Source organism: Streptomyces sp. HUAS YS2, from assembly GCF_033343995.1.
GTDB lineage: Bacteria > Actinomycetota > Actinomycetes > Streptomycetales > Streptomycetaceae > Streptomyces > Streptomyces solicathayae.
Map to the genome: position 1 here is coordinate 1,551,101 of NZ_CP137573.1, position 26,320 is coordinate 1,577,420.

General features: G+C 71.9%; 27 protein-coding genes. 6 read left to right on the forward strand and 21 right to left on the reverse strand.

The genetic code is table 11. From position 1 onward, the window contains the following. Positions 1-26 precede the first annotated feature (26 nt). From R2D22_RS07230 to R2D22_RS07245, 4 genes are all read right to left on the reverse strand, one after another. On the reverse strand, positions 27-659 hold the full coding sequence (locus R2D22_RS07230) for an MBL fold metallo-hydrolase (protein WP_318102029.1): 633 nt from the start codon (positions 657-659) through the stop codon (positions 27-29). A 52-nt stretch (positions 660-711) separates the two neighbouring features. Then, positions 712-1,995: a bifunctional 3-oxoadipate enol-lactonase/4-carboxymuconolactone decarboxylase PcaDC gene (gene pcaDC, locus R2D22_RS07235; protein ID WP_318102030.1), complete on the reverse strand. Its 1,284-nt coding sequence runs from the start codon at positions 1,993-1,995 to the stop codon at positions 712-714. A 193-nt stretch (positions 1,996-2,188) separates the two neighbouring features. Next, positions 2,189-2,767: a TetR/AcrR family transcriptional regulator gene (locus tag R2D22_RS07240; protein WP_318102031.1), complete on the reverse strand. Its 579-nt coding sequence runs from the start codon at positions 2,765-2,767 to the stop codon at positions 2,189-2,191. A 34-nt stretch (positions 2,768-2,801) separates the two neighbouring features. Continuing rightward, a complete protein-coding gene (locus R2D22_RS07245; RefSeq protein ID WP_318102032.1) occupies positions 2,802-3,962 on the reverse strand; it encodes an agmatine deiminase family protein in 1,161 nt (386 codons plus the stop codon). A gap of 113 nt (positions 3,963-4,075) precedes the next feature. Between R2D22_RS07245 and R2D22_RS07250 the strand changes: the two genes are divergently transcribed. Next, positions 4,076-4,660, forward strand: coding sequence for a TetR/AcrR family transcriptional regulator (locus R2D22_RS07250; RefSeq protein ID WP_318102033.1), 585 nt, complete (start codon positions 4,076-4,078; stop codon positions 4,658-4,660). Between the two features lie 151 nt (positions 4,661-4,811). After that, positions 4,812-5,831, forward strand: coding sequence for an agmatine deiminase family protein (locus tag R2D22_RS07255; protein WP_318102034.1), 1,020 nt, complete (start codon positions 4,812-4,814; stop codon positions 5,829-5,831). A gap of 6 nt (positions 5,832-5,837) precedes the next feature. Here R2D22_RS07255 and R2D22_RS07260 read toward each other — a convergent pair whose 3' ends face one another. The 6 genes from R2D22_RS07260 to R2D22_RS07285 all read right to left on the reverse strand — a co-directional run bounded on the left by R2D22_RS07260 (position 5,838) and on the right by R2D22_RS07285 (position 11,365). Beyond that, positions 5,838-6,422, reverse strand: coding sequence for a hypothetical protein (locus tag R2D22_RS07260; RefSeq protein ID WP_318102035.1), 585 nt, complete (start codon positions 6,420-6,422; stop codon positions 5,838-5,840). After that, positions 6,419-7,594 (reverse strand): ROK family glucokinase, encoded by a 1,176-nt coding sequence (locus R2D22_RS07265; protein WP_318102036.1) that lies wholly within the window; start codon positions 7,592-7,594, stop codon positions 6,419-6,421. The genes R2D22_RS07260 and R2D22_RS07265 overlap by 4 nt, the downstream gene beginning before the upstream one ends. Positions 7,595-7,627: 33 nt before the next feature. Then, complete coding sequence (locus tag R2D22_RS07270; protein WP_411976989.1) at positions 7,628-8,437, reverse strand: ATP-binding cassette domain-containing protein; 810 nt, start codon at positions 8,435-8,437, stop codon at positions 7,628-7,630. Continuing rightward, positions 8,434-9,486, reverse strand: a complete 1,053-nt coding sequence (locus R2D22_RS07275; RefSeq protein WP_318102037.1) for an ABC transporter permease — start codon at positions 9,484-9,486, stop codon at positions 8,434-8,436. Before R2D22_RS07275 ends, R2D22_RS07270 begins: the two co-directional genes overlap by 4 nt. Continuing rightward, positions 9,483-10,511 (reverse strand): substrate-binding domain-containing protein, encoded by a 1,029-nt coding sequence (locus R2D22_RS07280; protein ID WP_475638834.1) that lies wholly within the window; start codon positions 10,509-10,511, stop codon positions 9,483-9,485. The genes R2D22_RS07275 and R2D22_RS07280 overlap by 4 nt, the downstream gene beginning before the upstream one ends. Positions 10,512-10,645: 134 nt before the next feature. After that, positions 10,646-11,365, reverse strand: coding sequence for a GntR family transcriptional regulator (locus R2D22_RS07285; protein WP_318109627.1), 720 nt, complete (start codon positions 11,363-11,365; stop codon positions 10,646-10,648). A 145-nt stretch (positions 11,366-11,510) separates the two neighbouring features. Here R2D22_RS07285 and R2D22_RS07290 point away from each other — a divergent pair, with 145 nt between their 5' ends. Then, positions 11,511-12,518, forward strand: a complete 1,008-nt coding sequence (locus R2D22_RS07290; protein WP_318102038.1) for a Gfo/Idh/MocA family protein — start codon at positions 11,511-11,513, stop codon at positions 12,516-12,518. A gap of 100 nt (positions 12,519-12,618) precedes the next feature. Here the strand turns inward: R2D22_RS07290 and R2D22_RS07295 are convergent, their stop codons facing one another. The 4 genes from R2D22_RS07295 to R2D22_RS07310 are packed head-to-tail and all read right to left on the reverse strand — an operon-like array spanning position 12,619 to position 16,150. Then, positions 12,619-13,044 carry a PaaI family thioesterase gene (locus R2D22_RS07295; RefSeq protein WP_318102039.1) on the reverse strand — a complete coding sequence of 142 codons (426 nt, stop codon included), beginning with the start codon at positions 13,042-13,044 and terminating at the stop codon, positions 12,619-12,621. Positions 13,045-13,049: 5 nt separating this feature from the next. Next, positions 13,050-14,228 carry a cytochrome P450 family protein gene (locus R2D22_RS07300; protein ID WP_318102040.1) on the reverse strand — a complete coding sequence of 393 codons (1,179 nt, stop codon included), beginning with the start codon at positions 14,226-14,228 and terminating at the stop codon, positions 13,050-13,052. Positions 14,229-14,237: 9 nt separating this feature from the next. Then, the gene (locus R2D22_RS07305; protein ID WP_411976990.1) at positions 14,238-14,951 is read right to left on the reverse strand and encodes a response regulator transcription factor; all 714 of its coding nucleotides are present in this window, start codon (positions 14,949-14,951) and stop codon (positions 14,238-14,240) included. Beyond that, positions 14,939-16,150, reverse strand: a complete 1,212-nt coding sequence (locus R2D22_RS07310; protein ID WP_318102042.1) for a sensor histidine kinase — start codon at positions 16,148-16,150, stop codon at positions 14,939-14,941. Before R2D22_RS07310 ends, R2D22_RS07305 begins: the two co-directional genes overlap by 13 nt. Positions 16,151-16,296: 146 nt before the next feature. Here R2D22_RS07310 and R2D22_RS07315 point away from each other — a divergent pair, with 146 nt between their 5' ends. Then, positions 16,297-16,518, forward strand: coding sequence for a hypothetical protein (locus R2D22_RS07315; RefSeq protein ID WP_318102043.1), 222 nt, complete (start codon positions 16,297-16,299; stop codon positions 16,516-16,518). Here the strand turns inward: R2D22_RS07315 and R2D22_RS07320 are convergent, their stop codons facing one another. Both R2D22_RS07320 and R2D22_RS07325 read right to left on the reverse strand, forming a co-directional pair. Continuing rightward, positions 16,519-17,439, reverse strand: coding sequence for a DMT family transporter (locus R2D22_RS07320; RefSeq protein ID WP_318102045.1), 921 nt, complete (start codon positions 17,437-17,439; stop codon positions 16,519-16,521). It abuts the gene before it with no gap. 106 nt (positions 17,440-17,545) lie between these two features. Then, on the reverse strand, positions 17,546-18,157 hold the full coding sequence (locus R2D22_RS07325; protein ID WP_318102047.1) for a dihydrofolate reductase family protein: 612 nt from the start codon (positions 18,155-18,157) through the stop codon (positions 17,546-17,548). 169 nt (positions 18,158-18,326) lie between these two features. Between R2D22_RS07325 and R2D22_RS07330 the strand changes: the two genes are divergently transcribed. After that, positions 18,327-19,058, forward strand: a complete 732-nt coding sequence (locus R2D22_RS07330) for an SDR family NAD(P)-dependent oxidoreductase (RefSeq protein ID WP_318102049.1) — start codon at positions 18,327-18,329, stop codon at positions 19,056-19,058. A gap of 106 nt (positions 19,059-19,164) precedes the next feature. Here the strand turns inward: R2D22_RS07330 and alc are convergent, their stop codons facing one another. Together alc and allB are read right to left on the reverse strand one after the other, a co-directional pair. Further along, positions 19,165-20,286 (reverse strand): allantoicase, encoded by a 1,122-nt coding sequence (alc, locus tag R2D22_RS07335; RefSeq protein WP_318109630.1) that lies wholly within the window; start codon positions 20,284-20,286, stop codon positions 19,165-19,167. After that, positions 20,283-21,620 (reverse strand): allantoinase AllB, encoded by a 1,338-nt coding sequence (allB, locus tag R2D22_RS07340; protein ID WP_318102050.1) that lies wholly within the window; start codon positions 21,618-21,620, stop codon positions 20,283-20,285. Before allB ends, alc begins: the two co-directional genes overlap by 4 nt. 345 nt (positions 21,621-21,965) lie before the next feature. Here allB and R2D22_RS07345 point away from each other — a divergent pair, with 345 nt between their 5' ends. Further along, positions 21,966-22,772 carry an IclR family transcriptional regulator gene (locus R2D22_RS07345; RefSeq protein ID WP_318102051.1) on the forward strand — a complete coding sequence of 269 codons (807 nt, stop codon included), beginning with the start codon at positions 21,966-21,968 and terminating at the stop codon, positions 22,770-22,772. A gap of 78 nt (positions 22,773-22,850) precedes the next feature. Here the strand turns inward: R2D22_RS07345 and R2D22_RS07350 are convergent, their stop codons facing one another. Genes R2D22_RS07350 through R2D22_RS07360 form a run of 3 tightly spaced genes read right to left on the reverse strand, consistent with a single transcriptional unit; the run spans position 22,851 to position 26,169 of the window. Further along, the gene (locus R2D22_RS07350; protein ID WP_318102052.1) at positions 22,851-23,756 is read right to left on the reverse strand and encodes a polysaccharide deacetylase family protein; all 906 of its coding nucleotides are present in this window, start codon (positions 23,754-23,756) and stop codon (positions 22,851-22,853) included. Next, positions 23,753-24,931: a maleate cis-trans isomerase family protein gene (locus R2D22_RS07355; RefSeq protein ID WP_318102053.1), complete on the reverse strand. Its 1,179-nt coding sequence runs from the start codon at positions 24,929-24,931 to the stop codon at positions 23,753-23,755. The genes R2D22_RS07350 and R2D22_RS07355 overlap by 4 nt, the downstream gene beginning before the upstream one ends. Continuing rightward, the gene (locus R2D22_RS07360) at positions 24,928-26,169 is read right to left on the reverse strand and encodes an MFS transporter (protein ID WP_318102054.1); all 1,242 of its coding nucleotides are present in this window, start codon (positions 26,167-26,169) and stop codon (positions 24,928-24,930) included. The genes R2D22_RS07355 and R2D22_RS07360 overlap by 4 nt, the downstream gene beginning before the upstream one ends. Positions 26,170-26,320: the final 151 nt, after the last annotated feature.

The following is a 26,320-nucleotide window of genomic DNA, read 5'->3' on the forward strand; positions in this document are numbered from 1 at the left end:
ACGGCGGGGTGTGACACTCACCGCGCTCAGAGCTCGGCGGACTCCCCCGGTGTCAGCCGGGCGTGGTCGGCGCCGCCCAGCGCGCCGATCTGGTTGTCGTAGATCGGCCGGGCGAGGTCGGTCAGCAGGGCGTCGTGCACGTCGAAGGCGCGGCGCGGCTTCACCTCGCGCACGTAGTCGATGACCTCGGAGATCTTGTTCCACGGGGCCATCACCGGAAGCAGCAGCGTCTCCACCGGGTGGTCCGGCACGGTGAGGGCGTCGCCGGGGTGGAAGACCGCCCCGTCGACCAGGAAGCCGACGTTGGTGATCCGCGGGATGTCCGGGTGGATCACCGCGTGCAGCTCGCCGTGCACCTGCACGTCGAAACCGGCCGCGCTGAACGTGTCGCCGTGCCCGACGGTGTGCACCCGGCCCGGGAAGGCCGCCGAGATCTTCTCGGCGACGCTCCGCAGCGTCCAGATCTCGGCCGCCGGGTTGGCCTCCAGGCCGGCCCGCAGCCGCTCCTCGTTGAAGTGGTCGAGGTGCTCGTGCGTGACCAGCAGGACGTCCGCGCCGACGGCGGACTCCTCCTCGCTGAAGGTGCCCGGGTCGATCACGAGCGTGCGTCCGTCCTTCTCCAGGCGGACGCAGGCGTGGGTCATCTTGGTCAGCTTCACGGAACTCCACCTCACGGCGACACGGTCGGGCCTCGGGCAAGATCACCCCAGCCTACGCCTGGGGCGTGGTCTCCTCCCGGACGGCCTGCTGCATCACGCGCAGGGCCGCGTTGGCGGCCGGCATCCCGCAGTAGACCGCGGTGTGGATCAGGATCTCCTTGATCTCGTCCGGGGTCAGGCCGTTGCGGAGCGCGGCCCGGGTGTGCCCGGCCAGCTCCTCCAGGTGCCCGCCGGCGATCAGGGCGGTGAGGGTGACCGTGCTGCGGGTGCGGCGGTCCAGGCCCTCGCGGGCCCACACCTCGCCCCAGGCGTACCGGGTGACCAGGTCCTGGAAGTCGGCGGCGAAGGCGGCACCTTCGTCGAGGGCCCGGTCGACGTGCGCGTCGCCGAGCACCTCCCGTCGCAGCTTGAGCCCGGCGTCGTACGGGTCGGGGCGCACCGGTCCGGCGGGCTCGGCGGCCTGGACGTGGGGGGCCCCGTCGGCGGGGACGACCGGGGCGGGCGCGATCACGACGGCCGGCGCGCCGAGCGGGGCCGACAGTGCGCCCTGGGCGTCGAGGGCCGTGCCGGTGAAGTGCTGGACCAGCAGATCGGTGACGGCGGCGGGCTGCTCGACCGGGGCGAGGTGTGAGGCGCCGGGAACGACGGCGAGCCGGGCGTCGGCGATCCCGGCGACCAGGGTGCGCGCCTCGGCGGGCCCCGTGACCTGGTCCTCGGAGCCGACGAGCACGAGCGCGGGCACACCGATCCGGCCGAGGGCCTCGCGGACGTCGAACGCGGCGAGCGCCTCGCAGGCGGCCACGTAGCAGGCCATGTCGGTGGTGCGCACCATCTGTACGGCCCAGTCGACGATGGCCGGCTGGGCGGCGGCGAAGCCGGGCGTGAACCACTGTTCGGGCGCGGAGCGGGCCATCGGGTCGAGACCGTGGGTCCGGACGATCACGCCGCGCTGGCGGAACTCGTCGGCGGTGCCGAACCGGGGCGAGGTGGCCACCAGGGCGAGCGAGGCGACCCGGTGGGGTGCGCGCAGCGCCAGGTCGAGGCCGATGGCGCCGCCGATGGAGATGCCCGCGTAGGCGAAGCGCTGGATCCCCGACTCGTCGAGGGTGGCGAGCAGCCGGTCGCCGAGTTCGGCGACGGATTCCGCGGGCTCGGCGGGGGCGCCGCCGTGGCCGGGGAGGTCGAAGCGGAAGACCCGCCACTGGCCCGTCAGCTCGGGAATCTGCCGGTCCCACATGTGCCAGGTGGTGCCGAGCGAGGCACCCAGGACCAGTACGGGGGCCTCCTCCGGCCCGTCCAGGCGGTATTGAAGGCTCCCGGCCTTCGTCTCGCTCACGTGCTCACACTCCTCATCTCGAAGCCCTCACCGCCCAGTGCGAGGTGCGCCGCGCGGCGCGCGTGCATCGTACAAGCGGACGACGGCGCCGCTGCGTTCCGCCGACCGGGCGCCCCGGCGGCCGACCGGGGAACGGGCCGGCCCGGGCCTCCCGCGAGGGGACCCGGGCCGGATGGGTCGAACGCTTGTGGTCCTAGCGGTTCAGCCAGGCGAGTTCGGCTTCGATGGCGCCGGTCATCAGGGTCCGGGCGTGGGAGATCCGCAGCGTGCCGCTGAGCCAGCGCATGCTGAGGCCCTCCAGTACCGCGGTGAGGCGCTCGGCCGAGGCCGCGAGGTCGGCGGCGGCCGCCATCGGCTGGATCTGGCCCAGCATGGCCGCCACCTCCTGCACCCACACCAGGGTGGCCTTGGCGAGGTCCTCGCGCAGCTCCTCGTCGAAGACGGCGCTCGCCCGGAGTTCGCCCCAGGCGCTGCTGTTCTCCCTGACCTCGACCGTGTCCTGGAGTTCCAGCAGCAGGGTCTGCTCCAGCTCCTCCCGCGGGCCGAGCGGCTCCGCGTCGGGATCGCGCTCCGTGGTGTAGCGCGCGGCGCGGTCGTTGATGAACTCGAGCGTCTGACGGAGGATCCCGGCGCGGTCCTTGAAGTGGTAATAGATGAGAGCCGTGGACACGCCCGCTTCGGCGGCCAGCTCCTCCACACGCAGACCGCGGACGCCGCGCCGGGCGATCACCCGGGCGGCGGCTTCGAGGATCTGAGTACTCCGAGACGCCATGCCGGGAACCTTACCGGACCCCTTCTCCGCCTGGTCACACGGCCGGAGGCGCCACCGGCTGCGACTGCGTGGCGCAGTGGATGCCGCCGCCGCCGGAGGCGATGTTGTCGATCCTGACCTGGACGACGACGCGGCCCGGGTAGGCGTTCCGCAGGATCGAGTACGCCACGTCGTCGGCGTAGCCGTCGCCGAACTGCGGGACCAGGACCGCGCCGTTCACGGTGTAGTAGTTGGTGTAGCTGGACAGGAAGTCCGTGCCCCGGCCCCGGATGTAGCGCCGGTCCGGTCCGGGAAGCTCGGTGATGGTGAGCCGGCGGCCCTGGGCGTCGGTGGCGCTCTGCAGGGCACGCTTGGTCTCGTCGTACACGGCGACCCACTTGCTGTTCGTACCGGGCCCCGGCTGGTCGAGCATCACGTGGCCCGGCGCGACGAAGCGCGCCAGGCAGTCGATGTGACAGTCGGTGATGTCCTGCCCGGCCAGGCCCGGGACCCAGATGACCTTGTCGATGCCGAGGGACGACTTCAGCGCCTGCTCGACCTGAGCCTGGCTCATGCCCGGATTGCGGTTGGGGTTCACCAGTGAGCTGACCGTCGCCATCAGGGTGCCCTGGCCGTCGGTCTCCAGCGATCCGCCCTCCCCGACGAACGGGGCCTGGATCCGGTCGACGCCGTACTGGGTGAGGAGGGTCGCGGCGGCCGCGGCGTCGTTGGCGAAGGGCTGGTAGTAGGTCGTGCCCGTCTTGCCCCAGCCGTTGAAGTTGGTGTCCACACCGGCGACGGCCCCGGGGGCGACCACGAACGTGGGGCCGAAGTCCCGGATCCACAGGTCGTCGTTGGGGATCTCGACGACGTCGATGCCGTAGTACGCCCCCGCTCCGCAGTAGTAGCGGGCGTCCGCCGCCTGCTCGGGCCGGGCGAGCATCACGACCGGCTCGAAGCGGGAGATCTGGTACGCGACGCGGGCGATGTCGTCGCGGACCGCTCCGATCTGGGTGGACCACACCGACGACAGCGCCGGCCACGCCATGAAGGTGCGCACGTGCGGGTCGGTCTCCGCGGGGATACGGAGGGTGGCGCCGGACGGGGCCGTGGCCGCGCCGGCGGCGGAGGGCAGCGCGGTGCCGAGCGCGGCGAGCGGCAGGGCGGCGGCGCCGAGCTGGAGCAGGCGGCGCCGGGAGGTGACGGGCGTGTCCATGGGGACTCCTCGAGTGAGGGGGCGGGAGGAAGTGATCGGCATCCTGGCCCAGACTAAAAATTCAGTCAATACATGAGACACTGACCGTCCAGACCGGACGAAGGGGGAAGCACGTGCCGACGGACCGCCGAACGGCCATCCTGGAGGGAGCCGCCCGGGTCATCGCCCGCCGCGGGGTCCGCGGGATGCGGGTGGAGGAGCTGGCCGCCGAGGCCGGGGTGTCCACCGCGCTGGTCTACTACCACTTCAAGGACCGGGCGGGCATTCTGCGCCACACCCTGGAGTTCATCAGCGACCGCGCGGATCGCTACACGGCCGGGGCGGACGACGCCGGCGACGCACCGGACCCCAGGACGGAGCTGGAGCGGACCCTGCTCCTGGAGTTCCAGGACCTCCCCGAGGTGCGCGAGAACAGCACGGCCTGGGGCGAACTGCGCGCCACCGCGGTCTTCGACGCCGAGCTGCGCACGGACCTGACCAAGGCGGTGCTGAGCTGGATCCACGACGTCGCGGACCTCCTCGGACAGGCCCGGCCGGACGCTCCCGCCCCGGCGCACACGGCGTCGGCCGAGCGCCTGACGGCACTCCTGGAGGGGCTCAGCACGCGGTGGCTGAGCGGCGCACTCCCGCTGGGGCACGCGCGCGAACTGATGCGGGAGGCGATATCGGTGGAGACCGAGCACCTGAGCCACCACTGAGCGACGGTGGGCGGTGGGGTGCTTGGATGGTTTGACTGAATTTTCAGTCACTGCCACAGTGGCGACACGAAGGTCGTCCACCCCACGGAACGGCGATTCCGCCGCGAAGCGCGCACCCTGTTCACAACAGGTCTCATGATCGGAGCCCCCCATGCCCGACCTCCGCCGACTGGCCGCCGAGTGGGAGAGCCACGCCCGCACCTTCATGTCGTGGCCCGCGCTGGAGTCGGTCTGGGAGGACGACCTGCCCTACGTCCGCGAGGACATCGCCCGCGTCGCCCGGGCCATCGGGGAGTACGAGGCCGTGGTGATGATGGCCCGCCCGGAGCAGGTGGCGGCCGCCCAGAAGGCGTGCGGTTCCCAGGTCGAGGTCATCCCGCTGGCCAACGACGACTTGTGGGCCCGCGACATCGTCCCCGTCTTCGTCGAGGAGGACGGCGACGTCGTCGGCGTCGACTTCAACTTCAACGGCTGGGGCAACAAGCAGGTCCACACCAACGACGCCAAGATCGGCCGCAAACTCCTCACCGAGTACGACATCCCCCGCGTCCAGGCACCCCTCGTCGCCGAAGGCGGCTCCTTCGAGACCGACGGCGAAGGCACCCTCCTCATCACCGAAAGCTCGATCGTCAACGACAACCGCAACCGCGGAAAGAGCCAGACCCAGATCGAGACCGAACTCAAGGAAACCCTCGGCATCCAGAAGGTCATCTGGCTCAAGGGCGTACGCGGCGAAGACATCACCGACGCCCACGTCGACAGCCTCGTCCGCTTCACCGCCCCCGGCGTCATCCTCCTGGACCGCGCCTTCCCCGCAATGCCCGCCGACTCCTGGTCCCGCTCCTCCGACCAGGCCAAGGCCGTCCTCAGCCAAGCCACCGACGCCCACGGCCGCAGCTTCGAAGTCATCGACCTCCCCCAGCCCGACCCCGACCGCATCCCCGGCTACAGCGACGACTTCCTCTCCACCTACGCCAACTTCTACATCGCCAACGACGCCGTCATCATGCCCAAGTTCGGCGACAAGAAGGCCGACAAGCGGGCGAGGGGGATCCTCCAGGAACACTTCCCCGACCGCGACATCGTCCCCGTCAGCATCGACACCATCGCCACCGGCGGCGGCGGCATCCACTGCGCCACCCACGACCAGCCCGGCGAGCCGGTCGACTAGGTCCGGTCAGGGAGTGGTCGTGGACACCACGTACACGCGGGGGCTCGCCGGGTCGGTCATGTCGATCGTGATGTCCTGGTAGGGCCGCGGCGAGGGGTGCTCGACGGTGATGCCGGACCACTCGTGGCCGTCGGTGAAGTTCCAGCCCGCGATGTCCGCGTCGCGGTCGCTGATGGCGACCTCGCCGTCGCGCAGGTCGGAGCGGCTGGAGCCGACCTTGAGCAGGAACTCGTCGAGCCGCTGGGCCGAGGTGGTGAACTGCACGTACAGCCGGCTCGACTTCCAGTTGCTGGTCTCGTAGTACGCGACGTTCGTGGCCCCGGTGGGGATCGGGATCTCGAAGATCCGGCGCTTCATCTGGGACGGCCAGGTGTCCCGCAGCCCGGTCGCCGAGGACTCGCGTTCCTTGTCGAGTCCGCTGTCGCGGCTCTGGTTGGCGGAGATCACGAGATAGCCGGCCGGGATGCCGATCAGGAGCACGATCACGATCGCCGTGAGCCAGCGGCGGCGCAGCCGGTGCCGCCGGTCCTCGGGGGGCCGGGGGTCCTCCTCGCGGGAGGTGGGCTGGGGCGGGACGGTGGAGGTGCTCATGACGGGGGTTCCTGGGCAGTGCGGGAAGTGCGGCCGTTGCCGCCGTTGCGGAGGGCCTGGGCGTAGCGCTCGTACCGCTCGTGCCGCTCGACGCGGCGGCGGTTGGCGCGCCGGAAGCGGCGCGCCACGAGCCGGGCGAGGTCGGCTGCTCCGACCATACCGGCCTCGGGGCCGAGCTGGGCCTTCGCGATGCGGGCCTCGGGGCGGTAGCCGCGGCCGGTGAGGTGGCGCCGGAAGGCGTCCCGGGCGGGGCCGATGAGCAGGTCGTCGGCGGCGCTGACGCCGCCGCCGATGACGAAGCAGGACGGGTCGAGCGCGGCGGCCAGGTTGGCGATGCCGACGCCGAGCCACTGGCCGATGTCCTGGAGCAGCTCGACGCACATGGCGTCGCCCTCGCGGGCCAGTTCGGTGATGAGCGGGCCGGTGATGTCGGGCACGTTGCCCTTGACCCGCTCGATGATGTTGTACGCGACCGGGGAGTCGGCGGCGGCCAGCTCCCGGGCCTCGCGGACCAGGGCGTTCCCTGAGCTGTACTGCTCCCAGCAGCCGCGGTTGCCGCAGGGGCAGCGGTGGCCGCCGGGGACGACCTGCATGTGACCGAACTCTCCGGCGACGCCGTACTTGCCGCGCTTGACCCGGCCGTCCTCCAGGATCGCGCCGCCGATGCCGGTGCCGAGCGTGATCATGACGAGGTGGTCCTCGCCGCGGCCGGCGCCGAAGCGCCATTCGGCCCAGGCGGCGGTGTTGGCGTCGTTGTCGACCATGACGGGGACGGCGAGCCGGTCCTGGAGCGCGTCCCGCAGGGGTTCGTTGCGCCAGGCCAGGTGGGGGGCGAAGAGCACCCGGGCCCGGTCGGCGTCGACCCAGCCGGCGGCGCCGATGCCGACCGCGTGCACGTCGTGCCGGTCGGAGAGGTCGAGGACGAGTTCGGTGATGGTGTCCTCGACGACCTTGGCGCTCTTGGACTTGTCCGGCGTCTCGGTCTTGATCTTCTCCAGGATGTTGCCGTCCGCGTCGACGACCCCGGCCATCACCTTGGTGCCGCCGATGTCGATGCCGACGGTGGGTACCCGGGGTGCGCTGAGGTGCGAGCGCCGCTCGCGCGTGCCGATGGTCCGCAGGACACTGGCTCGGGCGGCGCCCCGGAGGTCGGGGTCGCGGTACGTACTCATCGGTTCGATTCTGCCAGGTACGGTCCGAAGCGGTTACGAATCGGAGGTCCGCTCGAGTTCGTGGCGGAGGTCCTCCAGCTCGGAGCCGCCGGCCATCTGGCGGGTCAGCTCGTCCAGGGTGATCGAGTCCCGGGTGTGGCTGCCCACCATGGTGCCGCGCTTGAGCAGCACGAACCGGTCGCCGACGAGGTGCGCGTGGTGCGGGTTGTGGGTGATCAGGACCACGCCGAGCCCGGCGTCGCGGGCGGCGGACACATATTTCAGGACGACGCCGGACTGCTTCACGCCGAGCGCGGCGGTCGGCTCGTCGAGGACCAGCACCTTGGCGCCGAAGTACACCGCCCGGGCGATGGCGACGCACTGGCGCTCGCCGCCGGAGAGGGTGCCGATGGGCTGGTCGACGTCGCGCAGGTCGATGCCCATGCGGAGCAGCTCGGTGCGGGTGGTGGCGCGCATCGTCTCGACGTCGAGGCGCTTGAACGGGCCGGAGCCCCTGGTGGGCTCGGAGCCGAGGAAGAAGTTCCGCCAGACGGGCATCAGCGGGACGACCGCGAGGTCCTGGTAGACGGTCGCGATGCCCAGGTCCAGGGCCTGGCGCGGGTTCGCCAGCACGACCTCGTCGCCCTCGATGCGGAACGTTCCGGCGTCGTGCCGGTGCAGCCCCGCGACGATCTTGATGAGGGTGGACTTGCCGGCGCCGTTGTCGCCGAGCACACAGGTGATCTCGCCCGCCCGGACCTCCAGGGAAACGCCTTCGAGCGCGCGGATGTTGCCGTAGTACTTGCTGACGTCGTCGAGCTCGACCAGCGGGGTCGCCGCCTCGGTCGTCACCGGGGTCGTCACTTGGTGGCCTCCACCCTCTTGCGGATCCAGGCGTTGAGGAGGGTCGCGAGGAGCAGCATCGCTCCGAGGAAGAACTTGAACCAGTCCGGGTTCCACTCCGCGTACACGATGCCCTTGCTGGTCATGCCGAAGATGAACGCGCCGATCGCGGAGCCGATGGCGGAGCCGTAGCCGCCGGTGATGAGGCAGCCGCCGATGACCGCCGCGATGATGTAGATCAGCTCGTTGCCGACGCCCTCTCCGGACTGGACCACGTCGAACGAGAAGAGCAGGTGCTGGCCGGAGATCCAGGCGCAGAACGCGACGCCCAGGTACAGGCCGATCTTGGTCCGGTGGACCGGGACGCCGACCGCGCGGGCGGCGTCCGCGCCGCCGCCGACCGCGAAGATCCAGTTGCCGAAGCGGGTGCGCAGCAGGATCCAGGTGGCCACGGCGACCAGGCCGAACCACCACAGGATGGTCACCTTGAGGTCGACGCCGCCGACGGTGACCTGGGAGGCGAAGAGCGCCTTGGCGGAGGGGAAGCCCTCCATGTCGGCGATGGTCTTGGTGGAGACGGTGCCGCTGATCAGCTTGGTGAGACCGAGGTTCAGACCCGTCAACATCAGAAAGGTGCCGAGCGTGATGATGAAGCTGGGCAGCTCGGTGCGGGTCAGCATGAAGCCGTTGAACGCGCCGATGGCGAGGGTGACCAGGAGCGAGACGCCGACGCCGACCCAGACGTTCGCGGTCATCTGGTAGCTGAACATCGAGGACACGAGCGCCGAACTGGTCACCAGGACGCCGGCCGACAGGTCGAACTCGCCGCCGATCATCAGCAGCGCCACGGGCACGGCCATGATGCCGATCGTCGAGGCCGCGTACAGGACGGTGCCCAGGCTGGAGGCGCGCAGGAAGCTGTCGGCGACCACGGAGAAGAAGAGGAAGACGGCGAGCGCGCCGACGACGGAACCGAGCTCGGGGCGGGCCAGCAGCTTCTTCAGCGGCGAGGTGCGCAGCAGCCGCTCGTCGACGTGGTCGAGATCGTCGGCCGGGGCCGTGGAGCTCATCGGGTTCCCCGCTCGGTGTACTCGAGCAGTGCGGCGGCGTCGTCCTTGGTGACGATCTGCGGGCCGGTGAGGACCGGCTTGCCGCCGCCGAGGACGTCGGCGTTGTACCGGTACAGCCAGAGCAGGTCGACCGCCTCGTAGCCCTGGAGGTACGGCTGCTGGTCGACGGCGAAGCCGAGGGTGCCGGACTGGAGTCCGGTGGCGACCTTGGGGTTGAGGTCGAAGGTGTCGATCTCGGCCTTGCTGCCGGCGGTCTTCTTCGCCTGGACGGCGGCGTCCGCGAAGGGGGCGCCGAGGGTGACGACGGCGTCGATCGCCGGGTCGGCCTGGAGCTTGGCCTCGATGGAGGCCTGGACGTCGGGCATGTTGGTGCCGTCGACGTACAGGTTCTGCAGCTCGCCCCCGAAGGTCTTCTTCACTCCGCCGCAGCGCTGCTCGTGGCCGACGTTGCCCTGCTCGTGCAGGACGCACAGCGCCTTCTTCTTCGCGCGCTTGTCGAGCTCCTCGCCGACGGCCTCGCCGGCGACGGTCTCGTCCTGGCCGATGTGCGTGAGCGCGCCGAAGGCCTGGGAGACCTCGGAGCCGGAGTTCACGGTGATCACCGGGATGCCCGCCTTGACCGCGCGGTGGACGGCCTCCTTCATGGCGTCCGGCTTGGCGAGGGTGACGATCAGGCCGTCGACGTTCTTGGCGACGTACGAGTCGATCAGCTGGGCCTGCTGCTGGGCCTCGTCGCTGTGCGCGTACAGGAAGTTGATGTTGTCCTTGACGGCCGCCTGCTTGGCGCCGCTCTGGACGATGTCCCAGAAGGTGTCGCCGTCGCCGGAGTGGGTGACCATCGCGAAGGTCCACCGGGGCGTGTTCACGGCGGCCCTGCCCTGGGCGGCCGCGGCCTTACGGGCATCCTCCGCACGCTTCCCGCCGGTGCTGCTGCAGGCTGTCAGTCCGGTGGCGAACAGCGCCGCCGCCAGCACGGCGCCGATGGCGCGTACCCCTGTCCGAGCTCCTGTCCGAGCATTGGTCACGACGCCGCGCCTCCTGGTGTCCCGCTGTCCTACTTGTCCTGCTGCGTGCACTGCAGTATCGGTCATGCCGTTCCGGTTCTACGACTTTGACGCGGACCCGTCAATGAATTTGTCAGAACATTCTGACGGACCGCCTACGACCGCACCAGCAGCTGGAACTCGAAGGAGTAGCGCGACGCCCGGTAGACGTGCGCGCCGAACTCCACGGCGCGCCCGGTGTCGTCGAAGGTGGTGCGCTCCATGGTGAGCAGCGGCGCACCCGGCTGCTCGCCCAGCAGCTCGGCCTCGGCCGGCGTGGCGGACCGCGCCCCGACGGTCTGCCGTGCGCTGTGCAGGGTGATCCCCGCGCCGCGCATCAGCCGGTACAGGCCGGTGGCCTGCAGGGTCTCGCCGTCCAGGTCGAGCAGCCCGGCCGGGAGGTGGTTGCGCAGCCGGGCCATCGGCTCGTCGTGCGCGCACCGCAACCGCTCGACGTAGCGCACGTCGCTGCCCTCAGGTACGCCGAGGGCGGCGGCGACCCGGGCGGACGCGGGCTCGATCCGGTTGGCCAGGACCAGGGTCGCGGGCCGCTGACCGGCCGCCTCCAGGTCGTCGTACAGGCTGGTCAGCTCCAGCGGCCGCTTGACCTGGCTGTGCACGACCTGGGTGCCGACGCCCCGGCGGCGGACCAGCAGGCCCTTGTCGACCAGCGACTGGATCGCCTGGCGGACGGTGGGGCGGGACAGGCCGAGCCGGGCGGCCAGCTCGATCTCGTTGCCGAGCAGGCTGCCGGGGGTCAGGGCGCCGTTCTCGATCGCCGCCTCCAGCTGCTGCGAGAGCTGGAAGTAGAGCGGCACGGGGCTCGTGCGGTCCACCGCCAGGTGCAGGGACGAGGCCGTGGAGGAGGGCTGCTTGGACACGGCCCGAGCGTAGCCCCCGGACATCATGACGGGAAGTCGTGAAGTCCGATTGTCCGGACAAACGCTTGACAGCCGTGCTGTCCGCCACCACCTTGGGGCCATGCGCATCGGACTGATCGGAACGGGACGTATCGGGGCCTTCCACGCGGGCGTGCTCGCCCGCCATCCGGAGGTCGAGTCGCTGGTCCTGGCGGACGCCGCGCCCGTCCGGGCCGCCGAGGTCGCGGGCGCGCTCGGCGCCGAGGCGGCGCCCACCGTGGACGCGCTGTTCGACCACGCGCTCGACGCCGTCGTCATCGCCTCCGCGACCGCCGCGCACGCCGAGCTGATCACCCGGGCCGCGGGCGCCGGGCTGCCCGCCTTCTGCGAGAAGCCGATCGCGCTCGACCTGCCCGGCACGCTCGGCGCGCTGCGCGCCGCGGAACAGGCCGGCACCGAGCTCCAGCTCGGCTTCATGCGCCGCTTCGACGCCGGCTACCGCGCCGCCCGCGAGGCCGTGCGGTCCGGCCGGCTCGGCCGGCTGCACACCGTGCGGGCCGTCACCTCCGACCCGGCCCCGCCGCCCGCCGCGTATCTGCCGCTCTCCGGCGGCCTGTTCAAGGACTGCCTCGTGCACGACTTCGACATCCTGCGCTGGGTCACCGGCCGCGAGGTCACCGAGGTGTACGCCACCGGCTCCGACACGGGCCCCGCGATGTTCCGCGAGGCCGGCGACGTGGACACGGCGGCGGCCGTGCTCACCCTGGACGACGGGACCCTCGCGACGGCGACCGCGACCCGCCGCAACGGCGCCGGGTACGACGTCCGCATGGAGCTGGCCGGCGAACGCGACCAGATCGCCGTCGGCCTCGACGACCGGACCCCGCTCGCCTCCGTCGAGCCGGACGGCCCCGACCCCGCCGACAAGCCCTGGCCGGGCTTCCTGGAGCGGTTCGCCCCGGCGTACGAGGCCGAGCTGGACGCCTTCGTCCGCCTGGTACGCGGCGAGGCGGCCAACCCGTGCGACGGGCGGGAGGCTCTGGAGGCGCTGCGGATCGCCGAGGCGTGCGAACGCTCCCGCCGCGAACGCCGCCCGGTCCGGCTGGAGGAGATCGGCTCGGCCGGCTGAAGGCTGAACGACAGGACGGGCCAGACCGGGCCGGCCGGGCCGACCCGACGGGGCCTCGGCCGGCCGGGCACTGCGGGGCGCCCGACCGGCCCGAGCCCGCTCAGCCGGCGTGCAGCACCGTGCCCTGGGCCACCGCGCTCAGCGTCTCCGTCCCCTCCTCGTCCACGGTCAGCAGATCGCACCGCACCACCGCCTGCCGCCGCCCCGCGTGCACCACTTCGGCACGGGCGCGCAGCACCGTGCCCGTCGCGGGGCGGACGTACTGGATGGAGAACCCGGCCGTCAGCACGGCCGGGCCGAGCGCGGTGCCCGCGGCGAAGGTGATCGCGTTGTCGGCCGCGTACGAGATCACCCCGCCGTGCGCGAAGCCGTTCTGCTGCCGCAGGTCGTCGCGGACGTCCAGCTCCAGCACCGCCCGGCCCTCGCCGAACTCCGTGAGGCGGGCCCCGACGAGCCGGCTGAACGGCTGCGCGTCGAGGACCTTGCGGGCGAGATCGAGGTCGAGGGCGGGAGTCTGGTCGGTCAAGGGGTTCACCACCGGATCGGAAGACGACGGGTCCCGCGCATGAGCATGCCGGGCAGCCAGTCCAACGAGCCGGACTCCGGGTCGAGTTCCAGCCCCGGGAAGCGGTCGAGAAGCGTCCGGAGCGCGACCTGCGCCTCGAGGCGGGCGAGCGGGGCGCCCAGGCAGAAGTGGATGCCGTGCCCGAAGGCGAGGTGGCCGCGCGGGTCGCGGGTGATGTCGAAGCGGTCGGGGTCCGCGAAGCGCTCCGGGTCGCGGTCGCCGGAGGCGAGCGAGACGAGGACCGGCTCGTACGCGGGGATCACCGTTCCGCCGATCGTGACGGCCTCCCGGCTGAACCGGTACGTGGCCGTCTCCACCGGCCCCTCCCAGCGCAGCGTCTCCTCGATCACGCCGTCCAGCAGGCCCGGATCGGCGCGGAGGGCGGCGAGCTGCTCGGGGTGGGTGAGGAGCGCCCGGACCGCGTTGGCGATGAGGTTCACGGTGGTCTCGTGGCCCGCGAGCAGCAGGAGATAGGCGAGGCCGCGGAGTTCGGGGAGCGAGAGCCGGTCGCCGTCCTCGGCGCGGGCCGCGATCAGCGCGGAGAGCAGGTCGTCCTCGGGCCCGGCGGCCCGCTTGTCCTCGACGAGTTCGCCGAGGTAGGCGGCCAGGCTCTCGATCGCCTCACGCTCCGGTTCCGCGCCGCTCGGCGCGACGATCTCGTTGGACCAGCGGCGGAACGCGTCGCGGTCCGCGGCCGGGACGCCGAGGAGTTCGCAGATGACGGTGATGGGCAGAGGAAAAGCGAGGGCGTCGACGAGGTCGGCGCGGCCGGCCGGCTCCATGGCGTCGAGCAGTTCGTCGGTGAGCCGCTGCACGCGGGGGCGCAGGGCCTCGACGCGCCGCCCGGTGAACTCGCCGGCTATCAGCCGGCGCAGCCGGGTGTGGTCGGGCGGGTCGAGCACCAGCAGGTTCGGGCCGATCAGCTCCTCGTCGAGCATGGTCATGCCGAGCACGGACGGCGACTTGGAGAGCCTCTGGTCGTTCAGTGCGGCCCGCGCCTCCTCGTGGCCGACGACGAGCCAGACCTCGGCCCCGTCGGTCGTGCGCACGCGGTGGACGGGCCCGTTCTCACGCATTTTCGCGTAGTACGGATAAGGGTTCGCGGTGAAGTCCGCGCCGTACTCCCCCAGATCGATGACGGACATCGTCCGAGCCTAGACGCCGTCCTCGTCTCCTGACAGTCCGTCCTCGGACAGTCCGGCGTCGTGCACCAGGAGGGCGATCTGGACACGGTTGTTGAGGCCGAGTTTGGCCAGGATCCGCGAGACGTGGGTCTTCACGGTCGGCACGCTCATGTAGAGGGCGGCGGCGATCTCGGCGTTGGACCCGCCGCGGCCGACGGCCAGCGCCACCTCCCTTTCCCGTTCGGCGAGTTCGGCGAGACGCCGGGCGGCGGCCGTGCGGCGCACCTGCTCGGGCTGCTCGCTGCGCTCCGGCTGTCCGGCGACATGGGTCATCAACTGGCGGGTGACCGCCGGGGAGAGGACCGGATCGCCGGCCGCGACCCGCCGTACGGAGGCGACGATCTCGGCGGGCGGGGTGTCCTTGAGGACGAAGCCGGCGGCGCCCGCGCGCAGGGCGCGCAGCACCTGGTCGTCGGCGTGGAAGGTGGTGAGGACGACGACCTCGGGCGCGCCGGGGCGGGCGCGCAGCCGCTCGGTGGCGGTGAGCCCGTCGACCCGGGGCATCCGGATGTCCATCAGGACGACGTCCGGGACGAGCCGCTCGACGAGTTCGGGGACCTCGGCGCCGTCCGTGCCCTCCCCCACGATCTCGATGTCCTCGGCGCCGCCGAGCATGAAGGTGAGCCCCGCGCGGACCAGGGGGTCGTCGTCGACGATGAGCAGCCGGATGGTCATGCGGGCCACGGTAGCCAGGCGTGCAGGGCGAAGCCGCCGTCGGGGGCGGGGCCGTGCGTCATCCGGCCACCGGCGAGCGTCGCCCGTTCCGTGAGCCCGATGAGTCCCTGGCCGGATCCGGGTACGTGCGGGACGGGGCCGTCCGGGGCCGGATTGGCGACGTCGACGGTGAGGCCGTCGCCGGGCCGGCCGCGGAGGGTGACGGTGACCTCGGCGCCGGGGGCGTGCTTGCGGGCGTTGGTGAGGCCCTCCTGGGCGATGCGGTAGACGGTGCGGCCGGTGGCGACGGGGACGCCCGCCGGGTGGTCCAGGGCGGAGTCGAGGACGACCTTCATGCCGGCCTGCCGGGACTCGTCGACGAGCGCGCCGAGGGTGTCGAGGGTGGGCTGCGGACGGTTCTCCTCGCCGCCTTCACCGGGGGTGCGGAGCACGCCGATGATCTCGCGGAGGTCCTGCAGGGCCTCGTGCGCGCTGTCCCGGATGACCCCGGCGGCGCGGGCGACCTGCTCGGGCGGGGCGTCGGGCCGGAACTCCAGGGCACCCGCGTGCACGCTGAGCAGGGTGAGCCGGTGGGCGAGCACGTCGTGCATCTCGCGGGCGATCGCCTCGCGGGCCAGCCGCTGCGCCTGCTCGGCGCGCAGCTCGGCCTCGGCCTCGGCGCGCCGGGCCCGCTCGCGCAGCGCCTCGACGAGCCGGCGGCGGGAGCGGACGAGCATGCCCCAGGCCGTGACCAGCAGGATCAGGACGAAGCCGATGCCGATGGACAGGAGCCGGCTCATGTCCGGGTCGGGCCGGACGAAGACCTGGACCACGGAGCAGGCCGCCGCGATCGCCCCGATCCAGGCGACCTCGCGGAACGGTTTGCGCACGGCCAGGCTGAACAGGCTCGCCAGCATGGCTCCGCCGGCGACCGGCGCGACGATGCTGACGAGCGACAGCGCCACCGCGAGCCCGGTGGGCCAGCGCCGCCGCAGCCACAGCGCACAGACGGCCGCGGCGCCCAGGAGCTGGTCCGCGAGCAACACGGCCCCGCTGTTGTACTGGGCGCTGGTCTCGGCCGCGAGCACCCCGACGAACGCGGCCAGCAGGAACATCGTGGTGTCGACGACCCAGTCCCGCACGGTCCGCCGCGGCCGCCCCGCCCCTTCCGCGGCGTCGTCGGCCATGGCCGAGGGCAGCAGCCAGGCGAGGCGGTCCGTACGTGTCATACGTCCCAACGTACGCAGGTGAGAGGGGTGCGGCCGGTCATCGGGCCCCGCGCGGCTACCAAAGTCGCGCGATCGGCTACTTCGGTCGCACCGCCCGGTCCCTCCGGCCGACGCGACCCCGCCGCCGTGCGGATCATGATCGCCCCATGAAGAAGATTCTCGAGGTCACGGGCTTTCTGACGTTGCTGGTGGGCGTGTGCGGGATCATCCGCGAACTGACGGACGGCTGGTTCCGCCTCATGGGCATCACCCGGTACCTGACGGAGAACATCTGGTTCCTGGAGGACCGCGCCCTGTTCGCGAACATCGTGATCGCGGTCCTGGGCCTGGTGATCATGATCGTCTCGGACCGGGTGCCGAAGAGCTGACTACGCCATCTCCGCGGCGCGGCGGCCCCAAGCGGTGCCGGCGAGGACGAGGGCGGCGCCGGCCAGGCCGATGGGGCCCGGGCGGTCGCCGGCGAGGGCGATGCCGGTGGCCGCGGCCCAGAGGGGTTCGGTGCCGAGGAGGAGGCTGACGCGGGACGGGGAGGTGCGGCGGACGGCCCACATCTGCACGAAGAAGGCGAAGAGCGTGCAGAAGACGGAGAGGAAGACCAGTCCGGCCCACTCGCGGGGGCCGAAGCCGACCGCCACCGCCCAGGGCGAGGCGCCGGTGCCGGGGAGGGCGGCGAGGACCGCGAAGACGGCGACGGCTCCGCCGAGCTGGACGGTGGTGAGGGAGAGCGAGTCGGCGCTCCGCACGGCCTTGATCCGGGACATGGCCAGGACGTGCGCGGTGCGGGCGACGGCGGCGAGCAGCATGAGCAGGTCGCCGGCGGACGGGGCGGTGAAACCGCCGCCCTGGGTCAGCATCACGACGCCGGCGACGGAGAGCGCGGCGGCGGCCAGGAAGGCGCGGGGCGGCGGGGTCCTGGTGACGGCGGCCTCGGCGAGCGGGGTGAGGATCATCGTCAGGCTGATGATGAGGCCCGCGTTGGTGGCCGAGGTGTGGACGACGCCGTACGTCTCCAGGAGGAAGATCCCCGCGAGGATCAGACCGAGCGCCGCCGCGCCGCGCCACTGGGCGGCGCTCAGCGCGCGCAGCCGGCGCCACCCCGCCGCGACCAGGACCGGCAGCACGACCGCGAAACGCAGGACGAGCACGGCGACGACGGTGTGCGTGGTGGTGATGCCCTTGGCGGCGAGGTAGCTGGCGCCCCAGACCACGGCGACGAGCAGCACCGGCAGGTCGGTGAGCCAGGCGCGGCGGGGTGCGGGCAGGGGGACGGACGCGGCGATCGAGGACACGGGTGGCCTGCTCCAACTCGACGGACGGGGTGGAGACTTCGGTGGCTCACACGCGGGCGATCACCGTACCCGGCGGAAACGCGTGGCGGCTACATCTTTCAGCGGCTCATTCGTAGGTGCCGTACTCGGGGCGTCCCACGCGTTCGTACGTGAGGAGGGCGACGCCCGATCCCGTCGTCCGGGAGCCGGTGAGTCGGAAGGCGGTCGGCAGGGCGCCGTCGGCGAACAGCCGCATGCCCTCGCCGAGCACGACCGGGAAGTACAGCAGGTGCATCGTGTCGATCAGGTCGTGCGCCATCAGGGACTTGGCGAGCCCCGCGCTGCCGTGCATCTGGATCTCGCCGTCGGTGCGCTCCTTCAGCGCGGCGACCTCCTTGATCACGTCACCTTGGAGGATCGTGGTTCCGGACCAGTCCGCCTCGGTGAGCGTGGTGGAGGCGACGTACTTGGGCAGGGCGTTGAGCTTGGTGGAGATCGGGTCGCCCGGGGTCTCGTGGGTGGGCCAGTAGCCGGCGAAGATCTCGTACGTGCGGCGGCCGAGCAGGAAGGCCGTGGGCCGCTCGAAGACCCCGGTCATGTAGGCGCCGAAGTCCTCGTCGCCGAACGGGACGCTCCAGCCGCCCTGGCCGAAGCCGCCGCTGGTGTCCTCGTCCGGACCGCCCGGGGCCTGGACGACGCCGTCCAGGGAGAGGAACTGGGTGAGGCTGAGGGTGCCCATCGTGGTGCCTTTCTCTTCCGGTCCATGGTGTCTCGGAAGGGTCGACTCCCCGGTCCGGCGAAACTCATCGGCCCCGTCCGTCGGTGTCCGTTTCCCGCCAGCGACCGGCGCCCGTCCCGCGTTTCCTTGAACCCGCAACCACTACTCGCACTTTCGAGGAGGATCCGGGATGAACGGCAAGAAGGTTCTGATCACGGGCGGCAGCCGGGGCATGGGCGCGGCCACGGCGCTGCGGCTGGCACGGGAGGGCGCCGACGTGGCGTTCACCTACGTACGGGACAAGGAGGCGGCCGAGGAGGTCGTCCGGGGCATCGAGGCGGCGGGCCGCCGCGGGCTGGCCCTGCGGGCGGACGCCGCGGACGCCGGCGACGCGGCCGGCGCGGTCGACTGGGCGGCGGACGCGCTCGGCGGTCTCGACGTCCTGGTGAACAACGTCGGCGTCGGGCTGCTCGGCCCGCTGGAGACGCTGACCCTGGCGGACGTGGACCGGGTGCTCGCGGTGAACGTCCGCTCGGTCTTCCTCGCCTCCCAGGCGGCGGCCGCCCGGATGGAGCGCGGCGGGCGGATCGTCACGATCGGCACCTGCATGACACAGCGGGTGCCCGGCCCCGGCGGCACCCTGTACGCGACGAGCAAGGCGGCCCTGATCGGCCTGACCAAGGCGCTCGCGCGGGAGCTGGGCGGACGCGGGATCCAGGCGAACATCGTCCACCCGGGGCCGACCGACACCGACATGAACCCGGCGGACGGCCCGTACGCGCAGGGCCAGGCGGACATGACGGCACTGGGCCGCTTCGGGCGGGCCGAAGAGGTCGCGGCGATGGTGGCGTTCCTCGCGGGCCCGGACGCGGCGTACGTGACGGGCGCCGAGTTCGCGGTCGACGGCGGCCACGCCGCATAACCGCGCGAACAGCGGCGGCCACACCGCCTGACCCCTGGAAAAGGGGGCGCGAGGACGCACCGGTGCTGTCGGGTCGGTGCGACCTCGCGTGCCGGGCGGGGTGTCGTTACCCGCCCAGTTCCTGGTGGCGGGCGGTCAGCCGCGCCGCGCCCTCGTCGGTCAGGGAGCCGAAGAGGCGGAGGCGGGAGATGCCGCCGTCGGGGTAGATGTCGATCCGGACCCGGGAGCCGACCGCCGGAGTGTCGAGCACGAAGCGGTGGTTGGTGTCGGGCTGCAGGCGGGTCCGGGGCAGGATCTCGGTCCAGTCCTCGGAGCCCTCGGCGGCCACGGACAGCGCGGCCCAGCCGGCGCTGTTGCCCTTGAGGTACGCCGTGTCGATCTCGACCGCGCGGATCTCGGACTCGGCCGCCAGCGAGTAGCGGATCCAGTCGTTGCCCTTGTCGCGGCGGCGGCGGGTCTCCCAGCCGTCGTCCATCTTGCGGGAGCGGCCCGGCTGGATGGTGTTGGTGGCCGGGGAGTAGAAGCGGTCCGAGGCGTCCTCGACCTGGCCGCCGTTCTCGAGCGCCGCGAGGTCGAAGGTGCCGAGCACGGCCAGCCACTTCGGGTCCGGGGCGACCTCGCCGTACACGCGCAGGCGGGCGATGCCGCCGTCGGGGTGCTGGTTGACCCGGAGGTGGGTGAAGCGCTGCTCGACGTCGACGGCGAAGCCGTTCGCCGCGTGGCCGCCGACGGCGGTGCGCGGGACGAGCGTCGTCCACTTCACGTCGTCGGCGAGGAGCTCCTCGGGCGACGGGGAGCCGGCCACCGAGGCCGCCTCGACCGAGACGGCCTGCGGGTAGTTGCCGCGGAAGTGGGCGGTGTCGACGACGACGCCGCGGACAACGCCGGGCGCGCCGAGGCGTACCAGGGCCCAGTCGTGGTCGTCCTCGGTCGGGTGCGGCTGCGCGGCGGAGACGCCGCGCCGACGGCGGGTCTCCCAGCCGTCCATGATCTTGCCCTTGTGACCGAAGTGTTCGGGGTCGAACTCGGCGGCCTCGGGCTTGAGCAGGTTCTCGCGCTCGGCGAAGAACTCGTCGTTCGCGGCGACCACACCGGCGCCGAGACGGCGGTCGGCGAGGTCGGCGTACTGGGTGAACGGGAAGTCCGCGGTGCGGTAGTCCGCGTACGGGTCGCCGCCACCGTAGGGGCTGGCGTCACCGGTGAAAGAAGGTATGCCGGTCACGGTCAGTTGTTCCTTTCGAGGAGGCGGCCGGAGGGCTCGGAGAGGGAGCCGCGGTCGTTGATGCGCTCGCCGCGCAGCCAGGTCGAGGTGACCACGCCGTACAGGGTCTTGCCCGCGTAGGCGGTGATCCGGTTGCGGTGCTGGAGCTCGGCCGGGTCGACGGTGAAGGTCTCGTCGGGCGCGAGGACGGCGAAGTCGGCGTCGCGGCCGGCCTCGATGGCGCCCTTCCGGGACAGACCCGCGAGGCGGGCCGGGGCCTCGGACATCCAGCGGACGACGTCCTCCAGGCCGTGGCCGCGGCGGCGGGCCTCGGTCCAGATCGCCGGCAGGCCGAGCTGGAGGGAGGAGATGCCGCCCCAGGCGGAGAGGAAGTCCGGGGTCTTCAGGTCGGCGGTGGACGGCGAGTGGTCGGAGACGATGCAGTCGATCGTGCCGTCCGCGAGGCCCTCCCACAGCGCGTCCTGGTTCGCGGACTCGCGGATCGGCGGGCAGCACTTGAACTCGGTCGCGCCGTCCGGGATCTCCTCGGCCGTGAGGGTGAGGAAGTGCGGGCAGGACTCGACGGTGATCTTGACGCCCTCGGCCTTGGCGGCGGCGATGAGCGGCAGCGCGTCGGAGGACGACAGGTGCAGCACATGGACGCGGGCGTTCAGACGGCGGGCCTGGCCGATCAGGTTCTCGATCGCGGTGTTCTCGGCGTCGCGCGGCCGGGAGGCGAGGAAGTCGGCGTACTTGACGCTACTGGTCTCACCGGCTGCGGCGGCCAGGTGGTGCGGGTCCTCGGCGTGCACGATCATCAGTCCGCCGAACCCGGCGATCTCGGCGAGCGAGGTCGCCAGCTGGTCCTGGTTCAGCTCCGGGAACTCGTCCACGCCGGACGGCGACAGGAAACACTTGAAGCCGAAGACCCCGGCGTCGTGCAGCGGGCGCAGGTCCTTGACGTTGTCGGGCAGCGCGCCGCCCCAGAAGCCGACGTCGATGTGCGCCTTGGTCCGGGCGACGTCCTGCTTGACGCCCAGGTGGTCGACCGTGGTGGTCGGCGGCAGCGAGTTGAGCGGCATGTCGAGCAGGGTGGTGATGCCACCGGCGGCGGCCGCACGGGTGGCGGTCCAGAAGCCCTCCCACTCGGTGCGGCCGGGGTCGTTCACGTGGACGTGCGTGTCCACGAGGCCGGGGAGCACGACGTCGTCGCCGAAGTCCTCCAGTCGCGCGCCGGCCGGGACCTCGGCGTCGTACGGCAGTACCGCCGCGATCGTCCCGCCGGAGACGGCGATCGATGCCGCGCGGGTGCCCTCGGGGGTGATGACACGCGTCGAGCGCAGGACCAGGTTGACGTCCACCCGTACCCCTTCTCTTCCAGCTGCTTTCCACGAAGCAGAAATTCAACGAACTGTTGAAGGAGTCTTCACTCAGGACGGCAGGCCGTCAAGAGTCCACTTCCAGCATGACCCCGCCGCGGACTCCGCCGCGGGTCCCTCTTGGACGTTTCCATGAAGTGGAAGAAACATTTCGTACAGTAGAACGTAGCACCGCACATGCGGACCAGGGCCGGACACCTCCCCGTGGCCGCAGACACCGGACAAACACCCCCTGACCGGCACGGAAGCCGGGCCCTCGGCCGCGTGTCCGGGGGAAGCGCCCGGTAGGCTGCTGCCTTGCCCGCCTGCCCCGAAAGGACCGTTGACGTGCCGACGTCCAGCGCCAGCACCACCGACGCCGCCAAACCCGCAGCGAGCGGGGGCGTCCAGTCCCTTGAGCGTGCCTTCGACCTCCTGGAGCGGATGGCCGACGCCGGGGGCGAGGTCGGGCTGAGTGAACTCTCCGCCAGCAGCGGACTGCCGCTGCCCACCATCCACCGGCTGATGCGCACCCTGGTCGCCTGCGGCTACGTACGCCAGCAGCCGAACCGTCGGTACGCGCTCGGCCCCCGGCTGATCCGGCTCGGCGAGTCCGCCTCCCGGCTGCTCGGCACCTGGGCCCGCCCGTACCTGGCCCGGCTCGTCGAGGAGACCGGCGAGACCGCGAACATGGCCCTGCTCGACGGCGACGAGATCGTGTACGTCGCGCAGGTCCCGTCCAAGCACTCCATGCGCATGTTCACCGAGGTCGGGCGGCGCGTGCTGCCGCACTCCACGGGCGTGGGCAAGGCGCTGCTCGCGGACACCCCGGCGGAGGAGGTCCGCGCGCTGCTGGCCCGTACCGGCATGCCGGCCGCCACCGAGAAGACGATCACCACGCCCGAGGGCTTCCTGGACGCGCTGGCGGCGGTCCGGGAGACCGGGTACGCGGTGGACGACAACGAGCAGGAGATAGGGGTCCGCTGCCTCGCGGTGCCGGTGCCGAACTCCCCCACCGCGGCGGCGATCTCCATCTCGGGCCCGGCCGGCCGGGTCACCGAGGCCGCGACGGAGAAGATCGTCCCGATCCTCCAGCAGGTCGCCGAGGAGCTCTCCACGGCTCTGGCGAACACGGCGGGGAACGGCGGCGCCTGAGGGCGTACAAGCGACCCGCACGCATACGGACGGCGCCGACCGGGGTTCCCGGTCGGCGCCGTCCGTATGCGTGTCGCCCTACTTCATGTCGGCGGGGCGCTCCGTGCCCTCGAACGGGAAGCGGCGGCGGAAGTCGTCGGCGGCGTCCTCAAGGGTGCAGAAGCTGACGCCCGCGTGCCCGGACACGTACTCGATGAAGCGCTCCAGCATCAGCAGCACCTGGGGCCGGCCGCTGACGTCGGGGTGCAGGGTGACGGGGACGACGGCGTAGTCCAGCTCCCGGTGCACCCAGTCGAACTGGTCCTTCCAGTCCTGCTCCAGCTGGCGCGGGCTCACGTAGCCGTGGCTGTTGTGGGAGTGCTTGTTGAACATCATGGGCGGCAGGTCGTCGACGTACCAGTTGCCGCAGAACTCGACGAGGTCCACCTCGTGGCCGTGGACCAGCGGCTTCATCCAGTCCTTCGCCTCGGCGGTGTAGTCGATCTTCGTCCAGCTGTCCCCGACCCGGGCGTAGAACGGTGTGAAGTCCCGGTAGTTCTGGCTGTGGTCGTAGGAGAAGCCGTACTTGTGCAGCAGTGCGGCGGTCTGCGGGGACATCTCCCACCAGGGCGCCACGTAGCCGCGCGGCTTGCGGCCGGTGTACTCCTCGATGAGCTCGACCGAGCGGGCGAGGACGTCCTCCTCCTGCTGCGGGGACATCGCGATGGGGTTCTCGTGCGAGTAGCCGTGCGCGCCGACCTCGTGGCCCGCCTCGACGACCATGCGGGTCTGCTCGGGGAAGGTCTCGATGGAGTGGCCGGGGATGAACCAGCTGGTGCGCAGCCCGTAGCGCTCGAAGAGCTTCAGCAGGCGGGGGGTGCCCACCTCGCCGGCGAAGACGCCGCGCTGGATGTCGTTCGGGGAGTCCTCGCCGCCGTAGCTGCCGAGCCAGCCGGCGACGGCGTCGACGTCCACGCCGAGACAGATCCTGATGTCCTTGGTCATGCCGAGTGCGCCTTTCCGTAGCGTCCGTAGGTGTCGAGGAGGTCGTGGACCCGGCCCATGGCCGCGGCCAGGGCGGCCGTGTCCCGGCCGGTCCAGTCGCGTTCGCGCATGCTGTGCACGGAGATCCAGCCGGTCATGTCGTCGCCGCGGACGACCGGGGAGAGCATCTGGGCGTTCACGCCGTACACGTCGACCAGCGCCTGCGGCGGATGCGGGTCGTCCCGGAAGTGCGGCTGGACCAGCGGGGCGCGGTGCTCCTCCAGCCACCGCACGGTGTTGAGCCTGCGCTGGTCGAGCGAGGCGTCGCGGCGGATCGACCGGATGCCGTCGCCGAGCGCCTCGGCGGCCGTGAGGTCCACGTGCAGGCCGTGGTCGGGCACGTCGAGGCGGAGCGTGGTGCGGTCGGCGCCGGTGGCGTCGAGCAGCGCGGCCAGCGCCTCCTGGAACCGGGCGCGCAGGCTGCCGGAGCGCAGCAGGTCGCCGTGGCCGGTGAGGACGGGCGCGGCTCCGGCGAGGTCGAGCGCGCGCCACAGGGTGGCGGCGACGCTGTCGAACACCGGGATACCGAGGGAGGGTTCGAGGCCGGCGGCGGGCTCGGCCCCGAACACATTGGTGCACACGACGGCCACCGCGTGGCTGTCCGGCGCGGCCTCCTCGATCTGCCGGGCGACGTCGGCGCGCGGGATGCGGGCGAAGGCCTCGTTGTCGCTGACGCCGGAGGGTTCGGCGAGCGTGGCGTGCAGCCCCTCCTCGGCGTACGTCGCCACGATCCGCTCGGCGACGTCCCGGGTGTAGGGGACGGCCAGGCCGAGGCGGGTCACGCCGTACGCGGCGCAGGCGTCGAGCAGGGCGAGCGTGGAGGTGGTGGCGGGGATGCCGGTGGCCTCGGTGATCGCGACGCACAGCGCGCGGTCGTGGTCGACGCCGAGCCAGGACCCGGAGGTGCCGTTCCACACGATGACGTCGACGCGGGCGTCGGCGAGCTGCCGGGCGGCGGCCAGCATGGGCGCCGGGTCGAACTGGGCGTCGGAGCCGCCGTCGAGGGCGATCCGGGTGACGGGGACCCGCGCGAAGTGCGCGGTGACGTCGTCGGTGCCGTGCAGGAGCCGGTAGGTCACCGGCTCCAGACAGGTGTTGGAGGACGGGGTGAGCATCCCCAGGCGGTAGGTCGTCATCGGACGGCAAGCCTCTTGCTGTAGTCGAGTACGAGGGAGGACACGGTGAACAGGACGCCCGCGCCGACGAAGTAGAGGAGCGCCCAGGTGTAGGAGCCGGTGCCGCCGACGATGTAGCCGACGGCGATCGGGGTGACGATTCCGGCGATGTTGCCCGAGAGGTTCATCGCTCCGCCGACGACGCCGGCGTTGGCACGGCCGCCGAGGATGGAGGGCAGCGACCAGAACAGGCCGGCCCAGCGCAGGAAGAACATCACGACGGAGAGGAGGACGACCGCGGTGACCGCGTCGGGGACGAGGACCACGCCGAGCAGTCCGGAGACCACGGACACACCGGCGACGCCCATCATGGTGCGCATGACCTTGTTGGCGCCCGCGCCGGCCGCCTTCCAGCGGTCGGAGAGCCAGCCGCCGAGGAGCTCGCCGACGAAGCCCGCGCCGAAGATGACGAGGGTCGACCAGCCGATGGTCTTGATGTCGAATCCCTTGGTCTCCGACAGGTACAGCGGACCCCAGGTGAGCAGTCCGTAGAAGACACCGTTGAAGCCCATCCAGCCCAGGCACATCGCCCAGAACGAGCGGTACTTCAGGTAGGGGCGCAGCCCGGCGCGCTCGTTGACCGGTCCGGTCGCGTCCTCCTCCGCGTGCGCCTGCTCGATGTACGTGGCCTCGGCATCGTTGACGCCGGGGTGCTCGCGCGGGGTGTTGCGGATGTACCAGCCGGCGAACAGGCCCGCGACGACGGTGAGCAGGCCCGCGACGACGAAGCTGATGCGCCAGCTGTCGGTCCAGGCGATCAGGGCGGAGATGATGATGCCGCCGAGCGCCGCACCCAGCGGCGCGCCGCCGTCGAGGAGCACCGCGCCCCGGCCGCGTTCCTTCGCGGGCAGCCACTGGGCGTTGAGCTTGCCGCCGGCCGGCATGACCGGGGCCTCGACCGCGCCGAGCAGCAGCCGGTAGCCGAGCAGCGAGCCGGCGCCGGTGGCGGCGGCCGTGACGCTCTGGGCGACTCCCCAGCCGACGCAGGCGCCGGAGACCATGCGGCGGGCGCCGAAGCGGTCGGCGAGCCAGCCGCTGGGGATCTGCATCAGGGCGTACGTCCAGAAGAACGCGCTGAGCACGAAGCCGGTCGTCTCCTTGGACAGTCCGAGATCCTCGGTGATGAGCGGCAGCGCGACCGAGACAGAACCCCGGTCGATGTAGTTGAGTGCGACGACGCCCAGAAGAAGGACGAACATCTTCCAGCGCACCTTGGTGGGGCGTGCGCCGGAATCCTGATCCGATCGTGGGGAGGTAGCGGTCCTGCCGACCGCCGGCGTACTACTCATGGCAAGCAGCCCTCGATTCACAGGGGAGGAGGAGGCCGTTCCGCGCGGTTTGGTATACCAA

Bases quoted from the DNA above. Each gene is read 5' to 3' on its own strand.
- R2D22_RS07245 (WP_318102032.1), bottom strand. From the start codon at position 3,962: ATGGACACGCCCGTCACCTCCCGGCGCCGCCTGCTCCAGCTCGGCGCC.
- R2D22_RS07300 (WP_318102040.1), bottom strand. From the start codon at position 14,228: ATGTCCGTCATCGATCTGGGGGAGTACGGCGCGGACTTCACCGCGAAC.
- R2D22_RS07315 (WP_318102043.1), top strand. From the start codon at position 16,297: ATGAAGAAGATTCTCGAGGTCACGGGCTTTCTGACGTTGCTGGTGGGC.
- R2D22_RS07325 (WP_318102047.1), bottom strand. From the start codon at position 18,157: ATGGGCACCCTCAGCCTCACCCAGTTCCTCTCCCTGGACGGCGTCGTC.
- R2D22_RS07240 (WP_318102031.1), bottom strand. From the start codon at position 2,767: ATGGCGTCTCGGAGTACTCAGATCCTCGAAGCCGCCGCCCGGGTGATC.
- R2D22_RS07255 (WP_318102034.1), top strand. From the start codon at position 4,812: ATGCCCGACCTCCGCCGACTGGCCGCCGAGTGGGAGAGCCACGCCCGC.
- R2D22_RS07290 (WP_318102038.1), top strand. From the start codon at position 11,511: ATGCGCATCGGACTGATCGGAACGGGACGTATCGGGGCCTTCCACGCG.
- R2D22_RS07265 (WP_318102036.1), bottom strand. From the start codon at position 7,594: ATGAGTACGTACCGCGACCCCGACCTCCGGGGCGCCGCCCGAGCCAGT.
- R2D22_RS07355 (WP_318102053.1), bottom strand. From the start codon at position 24,931: ATGACGACCTACCGCCTGGGGATGCTCACCCCGTCCTCCAACACCTGT.
- R2D22_RS07360 (WP_318102054.1), bottom strand. From the start codon at position 26,169: ATGTTCGTCCTTCTTCTGGGCGTCGTCGCACTCAACTACATCGACCGG.
- R2D22_RS07350 (WP_318102052.1), bottom strand. From the start codon at position 23,756: ATGACCAAGGACATCAGGATCTGTCTCGGCGTGGACGTCGACGCCGTC.
- R2D22_RS07310 (WP_318102042.1), bottom strand. From the start codon at position 16,150: ATGACACGTACGGACCGCCTCGCCTGGCTGCTGCCCTCGGCCATGGCC.
- R2D22_RS07330 (WP_318102049.1), top strand. From the start codon at position 18,327: ATGAACGGCAAGAAGGTTCTGATCACGGGCGGCAGCCGGGGCATGGGC.
- R2D22_RS07275 (WP_318102037.1), bottom strand. From the start codon at position 9,486: ATGAGCTCCACGGCCCCGGCCGACGATCTCGACCACGTCGACGAGCGG.
- R2D22_RS07260 (WP_318102035.1), bottom strand. From the start codon at position 6,422: ATGAGCACCTCCACCGTCCCGCCCCAGCCCACCTCCCGCGAGGAGGAC.